Genomic DNA, 20,629 nt, shown 5'->3' with positions numbered 1-20,629 from the left:
AGTTTTGGTAGAGTCGCGGGATAATAATGATAAAATCCAGCGCGTACATAGTGATTTCTAATCGGTTTGTCAGTAGTGCAATAATGCCCAGTATCGCCTTTTTAACGTGGCCTTTGGTTAAATCCGTGAGGTCTCAGTGCGTCTGAAAAAAATTAAACTCGCCGGGTTTAAATCCTTCGTCGATCCCACTTCAATTCCATTTCCAGGTGATATGACTGCAATCGTCGGCCCAAACGGCTGCGGCAAGTCAAACGTGATCGATGCAGTGCGTTGGGTGTTAGGTGAAAGCTCGGCGAAGAATCTGCGTGGCGATGCCATGACCGACGTAATTTTTAACGGCTCTTCGGCCAGAAAACCGGTGGGGCAGTGCAGTGTTGAACTGGTTTTTGACAATAGCAGTGGGCGTATCGAAGGAGAGTACGCCCGTTACAATGAGCTGTCTATCAAACGACTGGTTACCCGCGATGCAACTTCAACTTATTTTTTAAACGGCACCAAGTGTCGCCGTCGGGACGTCACTGATCTGTTTTTAGGAACCGGACTTGGGCCTCGCAGCTACGCTATCATCGAACAAGGCATGATTTCGCGTCTTATCGAATCCAAACCGCAGGAGCTTCGGGTGTTTATCGAAGAAGCGGCTGGGGTCTCGCGCTACAAAGAACGGCGGCGGGAAACTGAAAACAGAATTAGACATACGGTTGAAAACCTTGAGCGTCTTGAAGACGTGCGCAGCGAGCTTGGCCAGCAGATAGAGAAGCTTCAGCGACAGGCTGCTGCCGCCAATCGCTATAAACAATTGAAAGCCAGCGAACGTACCTTGAAAGCGGAACTTTGCGCCATACGTTGGCTGAAACATTCGGAAAAGATTGAAAGCTTAAATCAGCAGAAGCGAAAACAGGAAACCGAACTGGATGCGTTAATTGCACGTCAGCGGGGCGACGAAGCCGGTATCGTGCAGTATCAGCAAAAAGCCGATGAGCTGACCCAAAAACTGGATGACCTGCAGCACAAGCGATTTAGCACGGGGAATGCCATCACCCGCATAGAGCAAAGCAATTTACATAGCCAGCAACGTAAAACACAAATTAAAACTGAACTTGCCGAACTAGTTCATCAACTTGATGATCTGAATAGTGCGCTCATGCAAGCTTCACAAGCTCAGGAAATTGCTTCTGAACGCATCTTACAGCTTGAGCCTGAAAATGAAATGCTGTCGTTGGCGGCCGAGCAGGCCCAGGAGCAAAAGGCGACAAAGGAAGCTGATTTAAGAGCGTTTAATCAGCGCACCAGAAATCACGAAGCGCAATATCATCAACTAAAAAATCAGGTACAGACTTGTCATAGCCAACTGCAGTCATTGATGGACATGCAGCTTCGTACGTCGCAACGTATTGCCGAATTGAATGAAGAATTGCGTGAACTGGGTGGCGATGAGCTGCACGCTGAGCTTAAGCAGCTCGAAGCTAAGCGACAAAAAGAAGAGACCCGGTTGTCAGCGTTACAGGAAGACGTCAGTGCGAACCAGTCACTGAAGGAAACCGCAGGTGCTGAATTAGACCAACTACAACAGCTATTAACCGCCGTTACCGATAAACATCAATCGGTGAATGCCGCCATTGCGGCGATTGAAGCAATGCAATCGGAACGAGCTGCAGCACAGGGCACAACTGAACAGTTGAGCCCCGTCTGGCAGCAAATTGAGGTGGCTACGGGCTTTGAAAAGTGTTTTGAGGTTGTGTTGGAAGGCTTAGCACAACCCATGGTGCATGATTTACTGACAACGGACACATTGTCCAGCCAAGCCGCTGGATTGCCATTAGGGCAGCGTGTCGTAGCTGCCGATGCTATTGCTGAAAAAATTGAGTCGGGCAGTCTGGCGGATAAAGTGACCGCGGGTCCAGTTTTTACCTTTTTTAATCACATATTTATTGCGGATTCACTGGCACAAGCACAGCAAAAACTACGCACATTAATGCCACACCAATCGGTTATTACCCTAAGTGGTGAGTGGCTCTCACACGCATGGGTAATTAATCAGCACAGAATAAAAGGTGAAGGTGCTTTTGATCAGACCAAGCGATTGCGGGAACTTAATGCGCAAGCAGAGGAATTAAGCCGCCAGATTAGCACGCATAAAAGCAGCTTAGCCGCGCTCCAACAACAATTGACCATTAAAAATGATATGTTGGAAAACAGCCAGCGTGCCTTGAATGAACACTCTACGCTTCTTCAGTCTTTGCACAACGAGATGAAATTCGCGAAAATGCAGTGGGAAGACAGCGCACGCCGACAGCAGAAGTTACGCGAAGAGTTAAGTCGACAACAAGTGCGTCTTGAAGAAGAAAAACTGCAGCAGGAAGAAGTGGCAATCAAGCTGGAAGAGGCTTCGCTGAAACAAGCTGAATTAGAAGAGTTGAATCAAAGCAATGATGATAAACGCGAGCTGATTGAAGCCGCAATTGCAGATATCAGTCTCCATCTTGAACGGCAAATTAGTCAGCGACACCAGGTTGAGTTGGCGTTGCAACAGCAAAAAAACCAGTATGAACTATACACTCAACAGGTTACGCGTAACGGGTCGCAGAAAGACAATTTGCTCAATCGTCGTCAATCGCTTGAGGAAGAGCATGCTACTCTCACCGCACCACTTGAGACTCAGCAAGAACAGCTGCAATCCTTGCTGGCTGAGCGCGAGGAGGTAGAGGCGTCGATCAGTGAGCACCAAACTGAACTGAACGAATTGCATCAGTTATTGCAGGAAGCAAAACAAGGTCAGCACGGCATTACAACGCAAATTAATCAGCGACAATCAGCGTTGGAAAGTATTAAGCTTGAAATTGAAGGCTACCGGGTTCGCGCAACTGCCGTAATCGAACAACTGCAGGAAACAAGGCAAAATCTGAAAGCCGTGCTTGAACAATTAGACGAGCAGGCAGATGAATCACGCTGGCAAAGTGAGTTGGAAAAAACTCAAGCCGCAATCAGCCGGTTAGGGGCGGTAAATCTGGCGGCGGTGGATGAATACGAAATTCAGTCTGAACGCAAGACGCACCTGGATACACAGTTTGATGATTTAAACAGTGCACTGGAAACGTTAAGAAGTGCCATCCGGAAGATTGACAAAGAGACCCGACAGCGATTTGCCGAAACCTTTGAGCAAGTAAATAATGACCTTAAAATCTTGTTTCCAAAAGTATTCGGAGGAGGGTCTGCCTATCTAGCGTTGACCGATGATGATTATTTAGAGACGGGTGTCACGATAATGGCGCGGCCCCCGGGTAAGAAAAATAGTACAATTCATCTGTTAAGCGGTGGAGAAAAAGCGCTAACCGCTTTATCATTGGTATTCGCTATATTTCGATTAAATCCAGCTCCATTTTGTTTATTGGATGAAGTCGATGCGCCGCTTGACGATGCGAACGTAGGCAGGTTTTGTAACCTGGTTTCGGAAATGTCGCAAACGGTTCAATTTATTTACATTACCCATAATAAGATAGCGATGGAAATGGCTAGCCACCTTACCGGTGTTACTATGGCGGAACCTGGTGTTTCGCGCATGGTTGCGGTGGACGTGGAGGAAGCAATGTCGTTCGCTGAAACATAACAAAGGGCAATTAAAGTCAATGCAAGATGAATTACGCCTGTCATTATTAATCGCTGGTACGCTGTTTATCATTGCCATTTTTGCGCATGGCATGTGGAAGATTCGAAAGCAAAGCAAGCCGGTAGAAAAAAAATCCCGTCTGGAACCCCGTTCTTGGGAAGCGGAAGATGTTGATACCGATGAACTTGAGGAAGATAACGCCTGGCGCGAAGAAGATATGGGGCGTCGAAGTGAATCGCTGCGTGAAATGGCGGATGTTGAAGACTTCGATGAATTAGGTTTGGGCAAGGTACGTGTGGTGAAGCATCGGCATGACGAGGCTCAGCCACACGCGCCCGAAGGCAAGGGAGGGGACGTGAGTGGCACCACTGATCCTGACGAAGATGAAATCGCTGAAAAGCCTTCTAAACCGGCGAAGGCAGAGCCTGAAACTCGCTTATACGGCTCAGTAGTAACCAACCCGAAACCGCATTTGCAGAGCCAGCGTCATAGCGCTGAGGGTGACAAAGGCGAGATGCCTGAACCACCGGGTTTTCTATTGAAAAAAGCCGCTGAAAATCAACCTGACACCGTGCACGCTTCGGTTGACGATGAAAGTCATGCGCAAGATTCAGAGGTGGATGATTTCAGTTTAGATACCCAACCTGCGCCCCAACATATGCAAGATTCACACGATGAACAGCCTGTTGAGGGAGAAAGTCTCACCGAGCAGGCGCGACGATTTATGTCACGTAAACGCAGTAAACCGACACTCAAAAAAGGCCGCCAGGAGCCAAAATTTGGTGAGGATCAGATGCGAATTGATTTTGATCACCCGGTAGAGAGCGAGGCTGAAATGAGTGGATCTGCACAGGAAAAGCCCGTTGCGAGCGCTGACACCGGAAAAACCACCTTGCCTGAGCAGGAAGTACTGGTACTAAACGTGAAAGCCGCTGATGAATCTCCTATTTCTGGCGCTGCGTTGTTACCCATGTTACTGACATTAGGGTTTAAATTTGGTGAACAGGACATTTTTCATCGTCATGTGAACTCCAACGGCAAGGGGCCGGTACTGTTTTCTCTGGCTAATATGTTCAAACCGGGCGTGTTTGACATAGATAACCTTGAAACTTTTACGACGCAGGGGGTTTCCCTGTTTATGATCCTGCCCATTGAAGGTGATGCACATCAGGTGTTTAACATGATGCACAATGCTGCCCGTAAAATCGCTGACGAGTTTGGGGCGCAAGTCTTAGATGGCCGCAGAAGTGTAATGACCAAGCAGGGATTGCAACAATACATAGAACGCATTAGAGAGTTTGAACGCTTGCGAATGGTTAATCGCTAGGTTATCAACCACGTTTTTAGTCAATTATTTTCAATCGGTATTTTAATGAGCGATTCTCCAACACCCGAGTCAAGAATTGTAGTGCTGCGTCAGACAATCAACGAGTACAATTACCACTATTATGTGCTTGATGAGCCTAAAGTTCCTGATGCTCAATACGACCGTTTGTTCAACGAGTTGTTGGCACTGGAAAAAGCGCATCCACAACTGGTGACAGAAGATTCGCCCACCCAGAAAGTGGGCGCAGCACCGCTGTCGGCGTTCAGTCAGGTTGAGCATGAAGTTCCTATGCTCTCGCTGGATAATGCATTCGATGAAGAGTCACTGATTGCTTTTGAAAAGCGTCTTCGTGATAGATTAAAAGACACTTCGGAACTGACATTTAGTTGTGAACCCAAGTTAGATGGCCTGGCCGTCAGTATTCTTTATGAACAGGGAAAACTGGTTAGAGCGGCGACACGGGGAGACGGTAGGGTTGGTGAGAACATTACCGAAAACGTGCGAACCATAGCCAATGTCCCACTTTCACTGCGTGGTGAAAATTGGCCCGAACGTCTTGAGGTCAGAGGCGAAGTTTTCATGCCTCGGGCCGGCTTTATCAAACTGAATGAAATGCAAAAGCAGCAACAGGCAAAAGTGTTTGCCAACCCGCGTAATGCCGCTGCAGGAAGTTTACGTCAGCTGGATTCAAGAATTACGGCTAAACGGCCACTTCAGTTTTACGCCTATTCGTTAGGTGTGGTGCAACCTGATTCGTATTCATTGCCACTATTGCATTCAGAGCGACTACATCTATTGGCTGAGTGGGGCCTGCCATTGTGCCCGGAAGTAGATTCGACCATAGGTTCACATGGCTGCCTTAAATACTATCAACGTATTCTGGATGCCCGTGACACACTGCCATATGACATTGATGGCGTGGTATTTAAAGTGGATCGGATCGATTTGCAGGAAAAATTGGGTTTTGTTTCCCGCGCGCCACGCTGGGCAATAGCGCAAAAGTTTCCCGCGCAGGAAGAGATCACCACACTGCAAGATGTTGAATTTCAGGTAGGACGTACGGGCGCAATTACCCCGGTCGCCCGTTTAATACCAGTCTTTGTGGGCGGTGTAACCGTGTCGAACGCGACGCTGCATAACGAGGATGAAATCAACAGGCTGGGAGTTCGTATTGGTGATCAGGTGGTTATTCGACGCGCCGGTGATGTCATCCCACAGGTCGTTTCCGTGGTTGCGGAAAATCGTCCTGATAACAGCAGCCCAATTCAGTTTCCTAAAGCGTGCCCTGTGTGTGGATCAAAAGTTGAAAAGCTTCCCGAAGAAGCGGTAGCAAGATGCTCCGGTGGTTTGTTTTGTGCTGCTCAATGCAAACAGGCATTAAAGCACTTCGCTTCACGCAAGGCACTGGATATTGATGGGTTAGGTGACAAGTTAGTTGAACAGCTGGTGGATGCTGAACTTGTTAAACATCCGGCTGATTTTTTCAGGTTAAGCATGCAAAAACTGGTAGGGTTGGAACGCATGGCTGAAAAGTCAGCGGCAAACTTACTCGCTTCCTTACATGCAGCAAAGAAGACGACACTACCGCGCTTTTTATATGCACTGGGGATCCGCGAAGTAGGCGAAACCACGGCACAAAATCTGGCTGTGCATTTTGGAAGCCTCAGCGCCATCCGTCAGGCGAATCAGGAAGCGTTACTTGAGGTGCAAGATATTGGCAATGTAGTAGCCCAACACATTGTGAATTTTTTTGCCGAAACGCACAACAATGACATCATTGAACAGCTTATTGCGTTGGGCGTCGAATGGCCCGACGTGGAAAAAATTCAGTTAGATGATGCACCTTTAGATGGCCAGACCTGGGTACTTACCGGCACCTTAAGCAGCATGGGTCGAAACGATGCTAAGGCTCATCTGCAGACGCTGGGAGCCAAAGTTTCAGGATCGATTTCTGCTAATACCAGTGTGCTGGTTGCAGGCGATAAAGCCGGTTCCAAACTGACAAAGGCCCAATCACTGGGTGTAGAAGTGTGGGATGAAGATAAAATGTTGTCGCTGTTGCGGGAGCACAGTTTGATTAATTAATTTGTATCGCGAGCAAGCCGTCTTTGCTTGCGTGCATCCCAGGATTTCTGTACCGAGAAACGCCACAGCCAGTTTAATCCAAAATAACCTGCAACCCCAAAGACAATACCGCAGATCAAGCTCCCCACGAGCAGTGCTGGACCAATGGTGCCCAGACTTTGGATTAACCAGTCCAGACTAAATTGAATTTCAAATTGTTGTTCCCGGGCCCCAAGTACAGTAGTACCGACTTTATAAGCACCATAAAATATTGGCGGCATTGTGAACGGGTTGGTTATCCATACTGTTGCCACAGAAACTGGCAGATTGGCTTTGCTTGGAATGGCGGTGGCCGCAGATAACCACATTTGAAACGGAACGGGCCAAAATGCGAAAAATAACCCGATTCCAAATGCGCGTGACGCGGAGCGTCTGTTTAGATGCCATAAATTAGGTTCATGCAGGATATTACCAAACATCTGCAACGCACGCTGGTTCTTGATGGTCTGGTGATCGGGTAAAAATCGTTGGATGAATTTTCTTGGCATAGCGACTTTTTAACCACGCATCGGGGAGATTAGCAAAGGAGTGCAAAAAATCACACATTGGCTGGTTGGGTTTTGTACTGGAGCCTTGTCTGCCACATATTGGCCAGGGCTTCCATCCTTATGCGTTTGTCTGCTCATTGTTGCCATAAGTAGCGCTTCTTTAGTTACCCTAAAACGTTCCATATATGCTTGTGTACCATCTTATGGGTTAAAAAGATTTCAATTTAATCAAGATTGGGTGTTTCTACTGCTGTTCGCAATACATGGTTTTGCCATAGGAACAACCTGGATGGCGAGTGTAGGGCATTGGTATACCAGTTGGCAACAAGAGGTGAGCAAATTTAAAGATGATGTCATCCTTACCGGAGACGTTCTCAGTGTTACCAATGGACCGTCATTTGCAAAAATAGTGATGAAAGTAAAATCTGTTAATGACCGCTCGGCAATTATTTCACCGAATGTAATCCTGTATTGGTACCATTCTGCCATTCAATTACGTCGCCACCAGCACATCAAGGTAAGCGCAAAGCTCAAACCAGCCTATGGACTGGCTAATCCTGGGAGCGCGCTGAAACAGCAATGGCTATTAAGTCAGGCTGTGGTCGCAACCGGAAGCATCACTGCCAATGCACAACCTGAGCTGTTATTACCCTCGTTCTCGTTTCACGCAAACCTGTCTGCCTTCCTTGATAGTCGTACGCTAACCAACGCGCGATGGTTAAAAGCGATCCTGATTGGCAACCGTGATGATTTGTCCAGTGATGACTGGGGAATTATGCAAGCCACAGGTACGGCCCATTTGTTCAGTATTTCGGGTTTGCATATGGGGATCATATTTGCGTGGTGTTACACCCTATTTGCTGGATTGATTGCACTTTGGCAAAAAGTTTTACTGAGGGCTTCGCCTCATTACAGTGCAAGCAAGTGGTCGCTGTTTCCGCTTCTTATACTTACCGGCAGTTATGCAATAATTGCCACCGGCGCGCTGCCCGTGGTACGGGCGTGGGTGCTGATCTCTCTGTATCTGATATTGCAATATAAGCGTGTCCATTGGAGTACTCAGGATAAAGCATTGATCATGATGTGCCTGTGCCTGTTTGTGTTTCCTTTGTCCGTATATAGTGCGTCATTTTATCTGAGTGTTGGTGCGGTAATCACAATTTGGTTTTTACTATGGTCGTTTAAGGCGAGAACCAGAACAATAAAAAACAAAATATCCCAGTTAATTCTGATGCAATTTATGCTTTGTATGATGATGCTGCCAATGACAATGTTGTGGTTTGGGCAAATCAGCTGGATTGCACCCATAGCTAATTTGGTTTTTGTGCCGCTCATTTCATTTGCCATGCCGTTCTTTTTACTCGCCCTGATGGTTGATAATTTGTTCAAGTTTGATCAGGGGGGACTACTCGTGCTAGCCGATGACGTAATGCGCTGGATGATTGAGTTTATGACATTAATTGCGTCCTTTGCCCCTGCATTTTCTACGTCGATGAATACTACTCCGGTGGCGCTATGTCTTTTTATTATTGTTTTTCTATGTTTATGTCCGCCTCTTGCGTATAAACGAGTGTTGATACTGCTGTGTCTGATACCATTAATAACGGCCTTTCTACCGGCTGACACAAACAGCTGGAAACTTCACATATTTGATGTCGGCCAGGGTACCGCACTGGCCATTTCACAGGGCCACGAGGCACTTTTGATCGATACCGGTGCGGCATTCAAAGAGGGTAGCAGTATGATGCGGCAAGTTGTTATTCCTGCACTACGGTCGCTTAACGTTAATAAAGTGGATACGCTTTTTATCAGCCATAGTGACAATGATCATGCTGGTGGCCTTGCTGACTTTATTCAGTATTTTGGCGCAGAGCAAGGCCGCGATGTTTCAATACTTTCGCCAGCATCAGGCTGCGTGGCCGGTGAACAATGGCGATGGAACGCATTGAGGATCGCGGCAATATGGCCTCGTACGCCAGCGGCATCGGGTAACAATTTTTCCTGTGTTCTTAAAGTGTCAGGACCTGAATATTCAGTCTTGCTGCCTGGTGATATAGAAAGTTCTGCTGAATACGAATTGCTTTATCAGCAACCGGATCTTAGCGCTGAGATACTGATAGCGCCCCATCATGGCAGTAATACATCTTCAACCGGAATCTTCGTCAACGCGGTGTCCCCGCAACTGGTGGCTTATACCACTGGATTTAAAAATCGCTGGCAGTTTCCCGCTGAAAAGGTGGTGGACCGTTACTATGAAATAGGCGCAACCCAATTCAACACCAGCGAGCACGGTTATATTCAGATGCGCCTTTCCGAAGATGGGATCCGCGTAACAACGTTTAGAGATGATATAAAGAAGCGCTGGTATTTGCAGCAAACAGCAGAGTCGTCAACGTTTTCTTTACCGCTAATGTATTGAATTGCTCCCAATTTAACACCTCAGTCTAGGGATTTGCTGCTTAACAAGCTACAATAGCCGCATGGATTGTTACAAGTGAGTATACATGCATTCGGCAGACCCTGACGCATCGCAGTTAAAACGATTTTTAAACTATCTGCGTGATTATAAACTACCTTTTTTTGTTGCCATCATTGGTATGGTCGGCTATTCCGCTGTGGATACATTCGTTATCGGTCAGACCAAAACACTGATTGATGAATCATTTGGTAAAAACGACCATGAATTTTTACGCTTGGCGGCTTATGCCATCGTTCCTCTGTTCATCATTCGAGGGGTGTGCAACTTCATGGGAACCTATACCTTACGGTGGATAGGAGCCAAAGTAGTCATGCGCATGAGGCAGCAACTGTTTGAAAAATATATCCATTTGCCGGTGTCATTTCACGACCAGCATTCAACGGGGGCGCTCATCAGTAAGGTAACTTATGACACCGAGCAAGTCGCTAACGCGGCCGGTAATGCGTTGCTGACGCTGGTGCGTGAGGGTGCGCTGGTAATTGGCTTGTTAATCGTGATGTTCTACTATTCCTGGCAGCTTTCGCTTATCTTTCTTTTAATTGGTCCGATTGTGGCGGTGATTGTTTCTTATGTGAGTAAACGGTTTCGTGTAGTCAGTCGCAGCATTCAAACGGCAATGGGCAATCTGACTTCTGCCGTTGAGCAGGCGGTGAAAGGGCACAAAGTGGTGCTAATGTTTGGTGGCCAGCAAGTAGAGCAAGCCCGATTTGAGAAAAAAAATAACGTCAATCGACAGCAAAATATGAAGCTGGCAGTAACCCAAATTTTAAGTGTATCCTCTATCCAGGTTATTGCATCAATTGCCTTGGCCGTCGTTCTCTACATCGCCAGCACGCCTGAGATGGTTGAACGCCTCACTGCCGGCGTCTTTACCAACGTAATTTTATGTATGGTAATGCTATTAAAACCGTTAAAACAACTCACCACAGTGAACAATGAGTTTCAAAAAGGCATGGCAGCATGTTCGAGTATTTTCGCCATACTTGACGAACACAATGAAGTGGATACAGGCAACAATACCGTATCCCGAATTAACGGCGAAATAGACTTTAATAATGTGACTTTTACGTATCCTGGCAAGACAAGTCCTGCCTTGAAACAGGTGAGTTTCTCCATAAAACCGGGGCAAACCGTTGCATTGGTTGGGCGCTCAGGCAGTGGGAAATCTACGATTTCGTCGTTGCTTACCCGTTTTTACAATCCTCAGCAGGGTACGGTTACGTTAGACAAAAAACCAATCACGGAGTTTGACTTAAAGAACTTGCGGCAGCAATTCGCGCTGGTATCTCAGCACGTGGTGTTGTTTAACGATACGATTGCCAATAACATCGCCTACGGTGCCACCAGCAATGTAGGCCGGGCAGAAATTGAGCGAGCGGCAAAAATTGCGCACGTCGATGAATTTCTGGCGCAATTACCAGATGGGCTCGATACCATAGTGGGTGAAAATGGGCTGATGCTATCAGGAGGGCAGCGTCAACGCATTGCTATTGCCCGGGCCGTATTGACCAATGCCCCCGTACTCATACTAGACGAAGCCACGTCGGCACTGGATACTGAGTCGGAGCGACTGATTCAGGACGCACTTGAAAAGTTACAGCAAAACTGCACTAGCCTGGTGGTAGCGCATCGGCTGTCGACAATTGAAAAAGCTGATCTGATCATGGTGGTTGAGCAGGGCGAAATTATCGAACGTGGAAAACATGACGAATTGCTGGCTCAGGGCGGACACTATGCACAATTACACGCGCTTCAATTCGGTGAAAAATAGTGAGTAAGCTGACAACGGCGTGGTATCAGGGAGCGTACTGGGTATGGTTGCTATCGCCATTGACTTTACTTTTCTGGATGTTATCCAGCCTACGCCGATGGGCATATCGACGTGGTATTTTTGCCTCCAGTAAGCCTGATGCTTTCATCATTGTGGTGGGCAACATTTCGGTGGGTGGAAACGGCAAAACCCCAGTAGTGATTGCGCTGACTAAATGGTTTCAGCAGCAGAAACTGCGCGTTGGAGTGCTTAGCCGTGGTTATGGTGGCAGTGCAACTACTTTTCCTCACAGTGTAAGCCGCACTGATGCTGCCAGTGTGGTAGGTGATGAACCAAAGTTGATCGCACAGCGTACAGGCGCCCCGGTGGTTATCGACCCTAAGCGTACGCGTGGCGCAACGTCATTAAAAAATCTACATAAGTGTGACGTCATTATCTGTGATGATGGCCTGCAGCATTACGCCTTGCAGCGGGATATTGAGCTGGTGGTGATGGACGATCGTGGGGTGGGTAATGGAAAATTGTTACCAATGGGGCCGCTACGCGAAGGTAAGTGGCGATTAAATACCATCGATGCGATAATACATAATGTCCAAACTGAGGGTGAGCAGGCGGCATTAGAAAGGGTTTCAGTGCCACAATATGCGATGAAACTACAAGGTTATCAGTGTGTGCGTGTTACTGATCAGCATACCGTCAGTATCGACGCGTTTCGCCAACAACACGATGGATTCACTGCGATAGCGGGCATTGGCGCACCAGCGCGCTTTTTCAATTATCTGGCACAGCTTAAGTTGTCAGCCGCAAAAACAATCAGCTTTAACGATCACCATAAATTTGAAAAAGCGGATCTTCCCCAAGGTGTTGTATTAATGACGGAGAAAGACGCCGTGAAAGTTGAGGCGCTAGGACATGAGCAATGCTGGTATCTACCCATTGAGGCTTCGCTTCCTGAAGAGTTTTACCAGCAAATAGAAAAAACCTTACCCCAATCAATCTTAAATCTAAGGTCGCAAAATGGCATTTGATAAAAAACTTCTGGATGTAATTGCGTGTCCTGTATGTAAAGGAAAACTAATTTTACTTGCAGATGGTCAATCACTGGTGTGTCGATTCGATCGTTTACAATTTTCCATACATGACAGTATTCCTGTACTCATAGAAAATAAAGCAAAACATCTCTCGCTTGACGAGTTAGAAGCTATTAAATAACGGCAGTATTTATGAATTTTACCGTGATAATTCCAGCCCGGTTTGGTTCTACACGCTTTCCTGGCAAACCTTTGGCAGACATTGATGGCAAGCCTATGTTGTTGCACGTGATCGACCGGGCGAAAGAGTCGGGGGCGACGCGCATCATTGTGGCGACGGATGACGATCGCATCAGACTGGTCGCTGAATCCGTTTGTGAAGCATGTATGACGTCTACCGAGCATACCTCCGGCACCGAACGGTTGGCCGAGGTCATCGCTTCACTCAACATTGAGGATGATGAAGTTATCATTAATGTGCAGGGTGATGAACCTTTTGTGCCAGCGACAAATATCCGTCAGGTGGCGGAGAATCTGGTCAGCCAGCAACCCGCAATTGCCACGCTTGCCTGTGCCATTGACGCGCCGGAAGATGTGACCAATCCCAATTGTGTGAAGGTGGTTTTAGCCGAAAATGGTAATGCACTGTATTTTTCACGGGCTATTATACCGTTTTTGCGGGGGACTGATTATACCAATAAGCAGTCCATCAACACCGCTCCTTATTTGCGTCATATCGGGTTGTACGGGTATACGGCAGGCTACATTAAACAGTATGTTAGTTATCCGGCGACGGAATTAGAACAACTGGAGTCGCTGGAGCAATTACGCGCACTTTGGTATAACGATGTGGTGCATGTGGCGATAGCCAAAGAACCACCTCCAGCGGGTATCGACACGCCAGAAGATCTGACAAGACTAATGCAGGTATTGCAAACTAAAAAGCATAAAAAGGAAATGTGAAAATATGAATGTAGTAATTACTGGTGCGAACAGAGGTATAGGGCTGGCTCTGGTAAAGCATTATAAAGCAAAAGGTCATACCGTTTACGGAGTATGCAGAAATAGCAGTGATGAATTGAAAAAGAGTGGCTGTCAGGTGATAGCGGGTATCGATTTGTCTCATCCAGATTTGCTGAAAGAAAAGCTGGCGCAGTTAAAAGAGCTCAAAATCGATATTTTAATAAATAATGCAGGTGTACTGGGCAGAGAATCTCTGGACGACTGGGATCCCAACACCATTGACTATCAGTTTCGTATTAATGCGCTAGGCCCATTGCTGGTTACCCAGTGTTTACGTGATAACCTCAAAGAAGGCAGTAAAGTGTGTCTTATCACCAGTCGAATGGGTTCCATGGCTGACAATGGTTCTGGTGGATATTATGGTTATCGCATGTCTAAAGCCGCGTTAAACGCAATGGGCGTATCGTTGGCTCACGATTTACGGCCATTCAATATTGCGGTGGGTATTTTACATCCGGGTTTTGTGCAAACGGATATGGTTAATGGTAACGGCGATATTGATGCTGATACTGCTGCCAAGCGGTTAGCTGCGCGAATAGCTGAGCTGACGCTAGAAAACAGTGGGCGTTTTACGCATTCAAATGGTGATAATTTACCGTGGTAAGTCATGTTGTCAAAGCCGCACTACTGCTAAGTGCGGGGGTAACCCAGGCGGCCGAATTGTATCGTTGGCAGAGCGCGCCAACGCTGCCCGCGCCAGTTCAGGAAATTTATCCCGTGCTATGGCAAAACAGTCTTGTGGTTGCCGGTGGGATTACCGAAGGCACCGCTGGAAAGCTTTCGGTTTCTGCTGAAGTCTATCAGTTACAAAGCGGCGCTGACCAGTGGGCGAATCTGCCTCACCTGCCTGAACCTCGCCATCATGCCATGTTGGTGGCCGATAACGAGTTGCTGTGGACATTTGGTGGGTTTGTTGAATCTGATGACGGACAATGGACCAACACAGATTCTGTATTGGTCTTGAAGCCTGAGTCTGACCAGTGGGAGCGTCGCAATCCTTTACCCGTTAAATTATCAGAAACGGTATCAGCGGTGTTAAACGGTAAAATACATCTGGCAACCGGTCGCACCCTAAAGAAAGATGAAAATGGAAAATGGACTGATCACATCGATACCGATTGGCATGCTTATTTTGATCAGGAAAGCGGAGTGTGGAAACGTCTCGCGCCTGTTCCTACCGCACGTAATAGTGCGTGCTCGGTGGTGGTAAATAACAACTGGCATGTGATTGGTGGCCGCACTGTCAATGGCGGTAATCTGGCGGTCCATGAAGTTTATAATGATAAAACCAAACGCTGGACAGCGTTGACGGCTATGCCAGAGGCGCGCGGCGGTTTGGCCTGTGCCGCTGATGAAAACTACATTTACGTATTCGGTGGCGAATATTTTGATAATGGCGGGGGGCTCTACCCTGACGTGTTACGCTACGAAATTAAACGTGATAAATGGAAAGTCGTTAGCAGCATGCCGCAAGCCACGCATGGTTTGGGCACGATCTTCTGGAATGACGAAGTCTGGGTCATGGGCGGGGCCGCCCAACCTGGCGCCAGGAAAACAAAACCGGCTGTATTTCGATTCATAATCGACTAAAAAAAGCGCCCTGAGGCGCTTTTTTTAGTTGCGTGGCCCTGTATCAAAAAGGGCGAAACGGACGCGTAAGCAGACTATCTTAGTCGGTCACACTGTCCTCGTCTTCCTCTTCAGAAAGCACTGCCCATTGATCATGCTCATCTGTGTGAATGACTTCCGCCCACACTTTGTCACCTGGTTTTAAATGGTATACACCATTGAGGTGTACTACGCCGTCCACTTCAGGGGCATCGGCGTACGTTCTGCCTACTGCGCCTTCACTATCAACGCTATCAATTACGATTTGGTATTCATTGCCAACACGTTGCTGCAGGCGTAATTTACTGATCTCACTCTGCACTTCCATGAAACGCGCTAAACGTTGTTGCTTCACATCTTCCGGGACTGGATCCGGCAGATCATTGGCTCTGGCCCCTTCAACGGGAGAGTAGGCAAAACAACCAACCCGATCTAACTGTGCCTCTCGAATGAAGTCTAACAATTCTTCAAAGTCTTCTTCCGTTTCGCCAGGGAAACCAACGATAAAGGTAGAGCGAATAATCAGCTGAGGACAGATTTCGCGCCAGCGCTGGATGCGTTCCAATGTACGATCGGCGCTACCGGGACGCTTCATTAGCTTTAAAATACGTTTATTGGCATGCTGAAAAGGGATGTCCAGATAAGGTAAAATCTTGCCTTCATTCATTAGTGGAATCAGTTCATCCACATGCGGGTAGGGATATACATAATGAAGACGAACCCACATATCCAGTTCACCTAGCTTTTCACTCAACTGCTGAATATGTGTTTTCACCGGCATACCATCCCAGAACCCTGTGCGATGCTTCATATCTACGCCATACGCACTGGTGTCCTGAGAAATAACCAATAGCTCATTTACGCCAGCTGCTTTTAGTCGCTTCGCTTCATCAAGAATATTGCCAACCGAACGGCTGACCAGGTCACCACGCATTGAAGGAATGATGCAAAACGTACAGCGGTGGTTGCAGCCTTCAGATATTTTCAAGTACGCATAATGACGGGGGGTAAGCTTTACGCCGTGATCGGGAACCAGATCGGAAAAGGGATTGTGTTCTGGTTTGGGCAGATGGGTATGGACCTGATTAACCACTTCTTCGTAAGCATGGGGGCCGGTTACCGCCAGCACATTCGGATGAACTTCACGAATTTCATCATCTTTAATGCCCAGACAACCTGTCACAATCACGCGGCCGTTTTCGGTTAACGCTTCGCCAATGGTGTCCAGTGACTCCTGTACTGCTGAATCGATAAATCCGCAGGTATTAACGATTACCAGGTCTGCGTCATTATACGTAGGCACGACATCATAGCCTTCAGTGCGTAACTGCGTAAGAATACGCTCTGAGTCGACCAGGTTTTTGGGACAGCCCAGACTTACAAAACCAATCCGTGATCCTCGCGCATCAACCTCAGTGTTGCGACTTGCTTCTAACACCTTAACCGGTGTTTCTAACGTAGTGGTTTTATTTGGAACATATGTATTGACGGTCATTCTGCCTCGCTGACATCTTGGGTAAAGCGTCTGGGGTTGAAAATCGGCGGATTATACACGAGCGAAGCGATAAATACAGTAAATGAACGGTTAAAAATCGAACAGCTAAGCTTTTTGTTATTAATCAGCGAAGTCGGTACAATCCACGCTTATAGTTGTATGAACGTAGCAAACAATGATCACCATCGAGCGAATTGAATCTGAACAGGCACTTATCACTGCAGCCGATGTCATGCGTGAATTACGCCCGCAGTTTAAAGTTGACGAGCTGGTAACGCAAATAAAGCGTCAGCAGGCTAATGGCTATATTCTGTTTGGCGCCTATCAACAAGACAGGTGTATCGCAGTGGCCGGTTGCGTGGTAAGTGAGAAACTGGCTTGGGGGAAGCACCTATACATCGATGATCTGGTTACACTGGACAGCGTTCGGTCCCAAGGGGTGGGCGAACGCATGCTCAATTTCTGTATTGAATTTGCTAAGGCTAACGGTTGTCAAAGTTTGCATCTGGATTCTGGGGTGCAACGATTTGCTGCGCATCGGTTTTACTTACGGCACAAGCTAGCTATTACCAGTCATCATTTTGCGATGGAATGGTAAAGGTGAACGGTCGATTGTTATTACCATTACATTGCTATGATGAAGCGGGAGTAATCAAACCACCAAGATGGTTTTACTGGTTGTTGCTGTGTGTGTGCGCAGATTGGATAGTGTTGGTTTTTGCCCTTACTATTCGCGAACATACTACCTTGCTATTGCAGCTTTTTTATCCCAATCGTCAGCTTCTCGTGGTGCAATTGATCGTTACCATACCGTTTATCATCACATTGCTATTGTTGGGGAACCGAAGTCGATTGTGGAAAAAGGGGAGGGTCAAATGGCCCAGAACCATTTTACCATTATTGTTGAGCGGAATTGTATTGTCACTGGCATCAACACTATGGCAATTGAGTGACCGCAACTGGGAGTTTGCACTGCTACAGGCGATACGGCTGGTATTGAATCTGTTACTGGGGGTTTTAGTGTTGAGAAGTCTACATATCGGGTTGATGCTAAGCGATTGGCGTAAAATCAACCCGAAGACGGGATAGATGATTTATTGAACCTGATTTGCTAAAGCCTGCTCGAAATAGGCTTTAACGCTGATGTTGCTGTTGTTGACCAGTCTCTCGTAGCATATCCCGGAAAAGGCATAAGAATGCTCACCAACATCTAAAACGACAAACGGCGCTTCAGGGTTACTTTGATCGTAGCGCCAGTCGCCTCCGGCTATACTTTTGAAAACCTCACCGATATAGGCGCCGTAAATATTGCAAATGGTGAAAACCGCGTTATCTTCTAATGCTTTATCGTTATACTTTTCGACAAATGATAGCAATACGTCATCAACACTGCCTAAGCTTTCCTGGGTCAAATCCAACTTTATATTGAATTCTTCCTCAGCTGTCTGCACAGCATCGCTGGCACATTCTTTCATTAATTGATCAAGTTCGTGTTGTTGCACGCATTTCTCCTGCTACCGCATAATTTTTTAGTATGGCTGAAATGATCATTTAACTCCACTTAAACGATTGATCACCCGAGCGGCTGCGATCATGCCAAAAGTTGCGGTGACTGTCACTACTGCACCAAAGCCTCCGGCGCAATCCAATCGTGTACCCCCTTCCATAGAACTTTTGTTGAAACACACCTCACCGTCGGGCTGCGGATACCGCAACTGTTCTGTGGAATAGATACATTCCACGCCAAAGCGTCGTTTAGGGTTGGAGGAAAAATTATAATTTCTGCGTAGTTCGCTGCGCACCTTGGCCGCGAGTGGATCCTGAATGGTTTTAGCTAAGTCGCCATGAGTCACCTTAGCGGGGTCGATCTGACCTCCGGCACCGCCTACAGTGACTACGGAAATTTTATTTCTTTTGCAATGGGCAATGATAGCTGCTTTGGCTTTAACGCTGTCAGTTGCTTCAATGACAGCATCAAAACCGATGATATACTCTGCCACAGTTTCCGGAGTAACAAAATCTTCTAAGGGAGTGACCTGACAATCGGGGTTTATCAGCTTAAGTCGTTGGGCCATGACGTCAACTTTAGCGCAACCAATGGTGTCGCTCAGCGCATGTAACTGGCGATTGGTATTGGTGACACAGATGTCATCCAGGTCGATCAGGGTAATATGACCTATCCCTGTGCGTGCCAAAGCTTCAGCTGACCAACAACCAACACCACCGATTCCAATGACGCATACCTTTGCGCTGGCAAAAGTTTGCAGTGAAGATTGGCCGTATAAACGCCCGATACCACCAAAGCGTTGTGAATCACTCATATAGTAAGAAAATTCCAGAAAGTTATACAAATACATCAAGAGGGCGTTATTCTAACTTAAATATCAAATTGAATCAGTGTTCAGGTGTGTTAAGTGAGGGCTCATTATGATTTTGTCATTATCGGTGCAGGTATCGTTGGGGCGGCAGTAGCTAGAGAGTTAGCACTGCAATACCCCAATAAAACGATTGCGCTGGTCGAGAAAGAAACGCAGCCAGCGCAGCACCAAACTGGTCGAAACTCAGGCGTGATACACGCAGGTGTCTATTATGCCCCGGGTAGCTTAAAAGCCCGGTTTTGTCGTGAGGGCCTCGACGCTACCACCGAACTTTGCAAAAAAAATGCTATCGATTTTGAGCAATGCGGAAAAATTGTGGTGGCGACCAACCGACAGGAAGAAGCCCGTCTGGCCGATCTTTTCGAGCGCTGTAAGCTGAATGACCTTGACCCAGAGATGTTGACGGCTGAGCAAATAAGGCGAAAAGAGCCTAATATCAGCGGTCAGGCAGGGATGTGGGTTAAACAAACCGGCATTACTGATTTTAAACAGGTGACTAACTGCTTGCTGCAAGAAGCGGCTGCCAGAGCAAATGTCAGTTTTTTTTATGCTGCACAAGTAAAGTCGATAGATGAAAATGCTGATCATATCGCACTCACGTTAACTCAAAACGGTGATGCTATACGAATAAAAGGTGATTACTTGATCAGCTGCGCAGGGGTTTATGCAGACGAATTAATTCGTCAGCAAGGGCTACCCTGTGACTTTAAAATTGTCCCATTTAAGGGTGAGTATTATCGTCTGCACAAACGTTTCGATAACGTTTCACAACGTTTGATTTATCCTGTTCCTGACCCGGCCATGCCTTTTTTAGGTGTACACCTGACTAAAATGATCGGGGGCTTTACGACGGTGGGACCGAACGCGGTGCTGGCGACAGGCAGAGAAGCGTACGATGGGGTTACCCTTAAACCCGCTGAGCTATGGAGACTGGCTTCATTTCCGGGCCTGTACAAATTACTTTGGCAATTTAAAAGCAGTGTACTGTCAGAATTAAAAACCAGTTTAAGTAAGCAATATTACGTAGAGCAAATACAGCGTTATTGTGCGGACGTCAGAGAGAAAGATCTCTATTACTATCGTCCTGGAATACGCGCACAGGCGGTATCGCTGCGAGGCGAACTGCTCCATGACTTTAAGTTCATTAGCAGTTCAAGATCGTTGCATGTGGGTAATGCGCCGTCGCCTGCTGCTACCAGCGCCATTCCCATCGCTAAATCAATTGTCAGTCAGTTAAGCACGTAGCCACTCAGCTGGTTAGCTCAACGTTCTAAAAAGTAGAATGGAATGTTCACTAATCT

At 47.1% G+C, this 20,629-nt stretch carries 17 protein-coding genes; 13 read left to right on the top strand and 4 right to left on the bottom strand.

Annotated features, from left to right (window positions below):
* The first annotated feature begins 136 nt into the window (after positions 1–136).
* The 3 genes from smc to ligA are packed head-to-tail and all read left to right on the top strand — an operon-like array spanning position 137 to position 7,016.
* Positions 137–3,604, top strand: a complete 3,468-nt coding sequence (gene smc / locus HCJ96_RS00770) for a chromosome segregation protein SMC (RefSeq protein ID WP_169209123.1) — start codon at positions 137–139, stop codon at positions 3,602–3,604.
* Between the two features lie 19 nt (positions 3,605–3,623).
* Positions 3,624–4,931 carry a cell division protein ZipA gene (zipA, locus tag HCJ96_RS00765; RefSeq protein ID WP_169209122.1) on the top strand — a complete coding sequence of 436 codons (1,308 nt, stop codon included), beginning with the start codon at positions 3,624–3,626 and terminating at the stop codon, positions 4,929–4,931.
* A gap of 45 nt (positions 4,932–4,976) precedes the next feature.
* Positions 4,977–7,016 (top strand): NAD-dependent DNA ligase LigA, encoded by a 2,040-nt coding sequence (ligA, locus tag HCJ96_RS00760; protein WP_169209121.1) that lies wholly within the window; start codon positions 4,977–4,979, stop codon positions 7,014–7,016.
* Here the strand turns inward: ligA and HCJ96_RS00755 are convergent.
* Complete coding sequence (locus HCJ96_RS00755) at positions 7,013–7,543, bottom strand: DUF2062 domain-containing protein (RefSeq protein ID WP_169209120.1); 531 nt, start codon at positions 7,541–7,543, stop codon at positions 7,013–7,015. The two genes, ligA and HCJ96_RS00755, sit on opposite strands and share 4 nt — an antisense overlap.
* Positions 7,544–7,583: 40 nt before the next feature.
* Here HCJ96_RS00755 and HCJ96_RS00750 point away from each other — a divergent pair, with 40 nt between their 5' ends.
* The 7 genes from HCJ96_RS00750 to HCJ96_RS16495 all read left to right on the top strand — a co-directional run bounded on the left by HCJ96_RS00750 (position 7,584) and on the right by HCJ96_RS16495 (position 15,437).
* Positions 7,584–9,962 (top strand): DNA internalization-related competence protein ComEC/Rec2, encoded by a 2,379-nt coding sequence (locus HCJ96_RS00750; protein WP_343034629.1) that lies wholly within the window; start codon positions 7,584–7,586, stop codon positions 9,960–9,962.
* An 85-nt stretch (positions 9,963–10,047) separates the two neighbouring features.
* Positions 10,048–11,793, top strand: a complete 1,746-nt coding sequence (msbA, locus tag HCJ96_RS00745) for a lipid A export permease/ATP-binding protein MsbA (RefSeq protein WP_169209118.1) — start codon at positions 10,048–10,050, stop codon at positions 11,791–11,793.
* Positions 11,793–12,821: a tetraacyldisaccharide 4'-kinase gene (lpxK, locus tag HCJ96_RS00740; RefSeq protein ID WP_169209117.1), complete on the top strand. Its 1,029-nt coding sequence runs from the start codon at positions 11,793–11,795 to the stop codon at positions 12,819–12,821. Before msbA ends, lpxK begins: the two co-directional genes overlap by 1 nt.
* A complete protein-coding gene (locus HCJ96_RS00735) occupies positions 12,811–13,005 on the top strand; it encodes a Trm112 family protein (protein ID WP_169209116.1) in 195 nt (64 codons plus the stop codon). The genes lpxK and HCJ96_RS00735 overlap by 11 nt, the downstream gene beginning before the upstream one ends.
* 11 nt (positions 13,006–13,016) lie before the next feature.
* Positions 13,017–13,787, top strand: a complete 771-nt coding sequence (gene kdsB / locus HCJ96_RS00730) for a 3-deoxy-manno-octulosonate cytidylyltransferase (protein WP_169209115.1) — start codon at positions 13,017–13,019, stop codon at positions 13,785–13,787.
* 4 nt (positions 13,788–13,791) lie between these two features.
* Positions 13,792–14,451: an SDR family oxidoreductase gene (locus HCJ96_RS00725; RefSeq protein WP_169209114.1), complete on the top strand. Its 660-nt coding sequence runs from the start codon at positions 13,792–13,794 to the stop codon at positions 14,449–14,451.
* Positions 14,445–15,437, top strand: coding sequence for a Kelch repeat-containing protein (locus HCJ96_RS16495; RefSeq protein ID WP_169209113.1), 993 nt, complete (start codon positions 14,445–14,447; stop codon positions 15,435–15,437). Before HCJ96_RS00725 ends, HCJ96_RS16495 begins: the two co-directional genes overlap by 7 nt.
* A gap of 79 nt (positions 15,438–15,516) precedes the next feature.
* On the opposite strand, the gene rimO is transcribed toward HCJ96_RS16495, so the two are convergent.
* Entirely contained in the window at positions 15,517–16,950 is a 1,434-nt protein-coding gene (gene rimO / locus HCJ96_RS00715) for a 30S ribosomal protein S12 methylthiotransferase RimO (protein ID WP_169209112.1), read from the bottom strand.
* A 175-nt stretch (positions 16,951–17,125) separates the two neighbouring features.
* Between rimO and HCJ96_RS00710 the strand changes: the two genes are divergently transcribed.
* Positions 17,126–17,548, top strand: a complete 423-nt coding sequence (locus tag HCJ96_RS00710; protein ID WP_169209111.1) for a GNAT family N-acetyltransferase — start codon at positions 17,126–17,128, stop codon at positions 17,546–17,548.
* A 14-nt stretch (positions 17,549–17,562) separates the two neighbouring features.
* Positions 17,563–18,039 carry a DUF2919 family protein gene (locus HCJ96_RS00705; RefSeq protein WP_169209110.1) on the top strand — a complete coding sequence of 159 codons (477 nt, stop codon included), beginning with the start codon at positions 17,563–17,565 and terminating at the stop codon, positions 18,037–18,039.
* Positions 18,040–18,044: 5 nt separating this feature from the next.
* On the opposite strand, the gene HCJ96_RS00700 is transcribed toward HCJ96_RS00705, so the two are convergent.
* On the bottom strand, positions 18,045–18,452 hold the full coding sequence (locus HCJ96_RS00700; RefSeq protein WP_343034628.1) for a hypothetical protein: 408 nt from the start codon (positions 18,450–18,452) through the stop codon (positions 18,045–18,047).
* A gap of 45 nt (positions 18,453–18,497) precedes the next feature.
* On the bottom strand, positions 18,498–19,271 hold the full coding sequence (tcdA, locus tag HCJ96_RS00695; protein ID WP_169209109.1) for a tRNA cyclic N6-threonylcarbamoyladenosine(37) synthase TcdA: 774 nt from the start codon (positions 19,269–19,271) through the stop codon (positions 18,498–18,500).
* A 93-nt stretch (positions 19,272–19,364) separates the two neighbouring features.
* Here tcdA and lhgO point away from each other — a divergent pair, with 93 nt between their 5' ends.
* On the top strand, positions 19,365–20,573 hold the full coding sequence (lhgO, locus tag HCJ96_RS00690; RefSeq protein ID WP_169209108.1) for an L-2-hydroxyglutarate oxidase: 1,209 nt from the start codon (positions 19,365–19,367) through the stop codon (positions 20,571–20,573).
* The last annotated feature ends 56 nt before the right edge of the window (positions 20,574–20,629 follow it).

The sequence above is a fragment of the Alteromonas ponticola genome (assembly GCF_012911815.1).
GTDB classification, from domain to species: Bacteria; Pseudomonadota; Gammaproteobacteria; order Enterobacterales; family Alteromonadaceae; genus Alteromonas; species Alteromonas ponticola.
The sequence above is the reverse complement of the archived record's forward strand: the minus strand, read 5'-3'. Positions and strand labels throughout refer to the sequence as shown.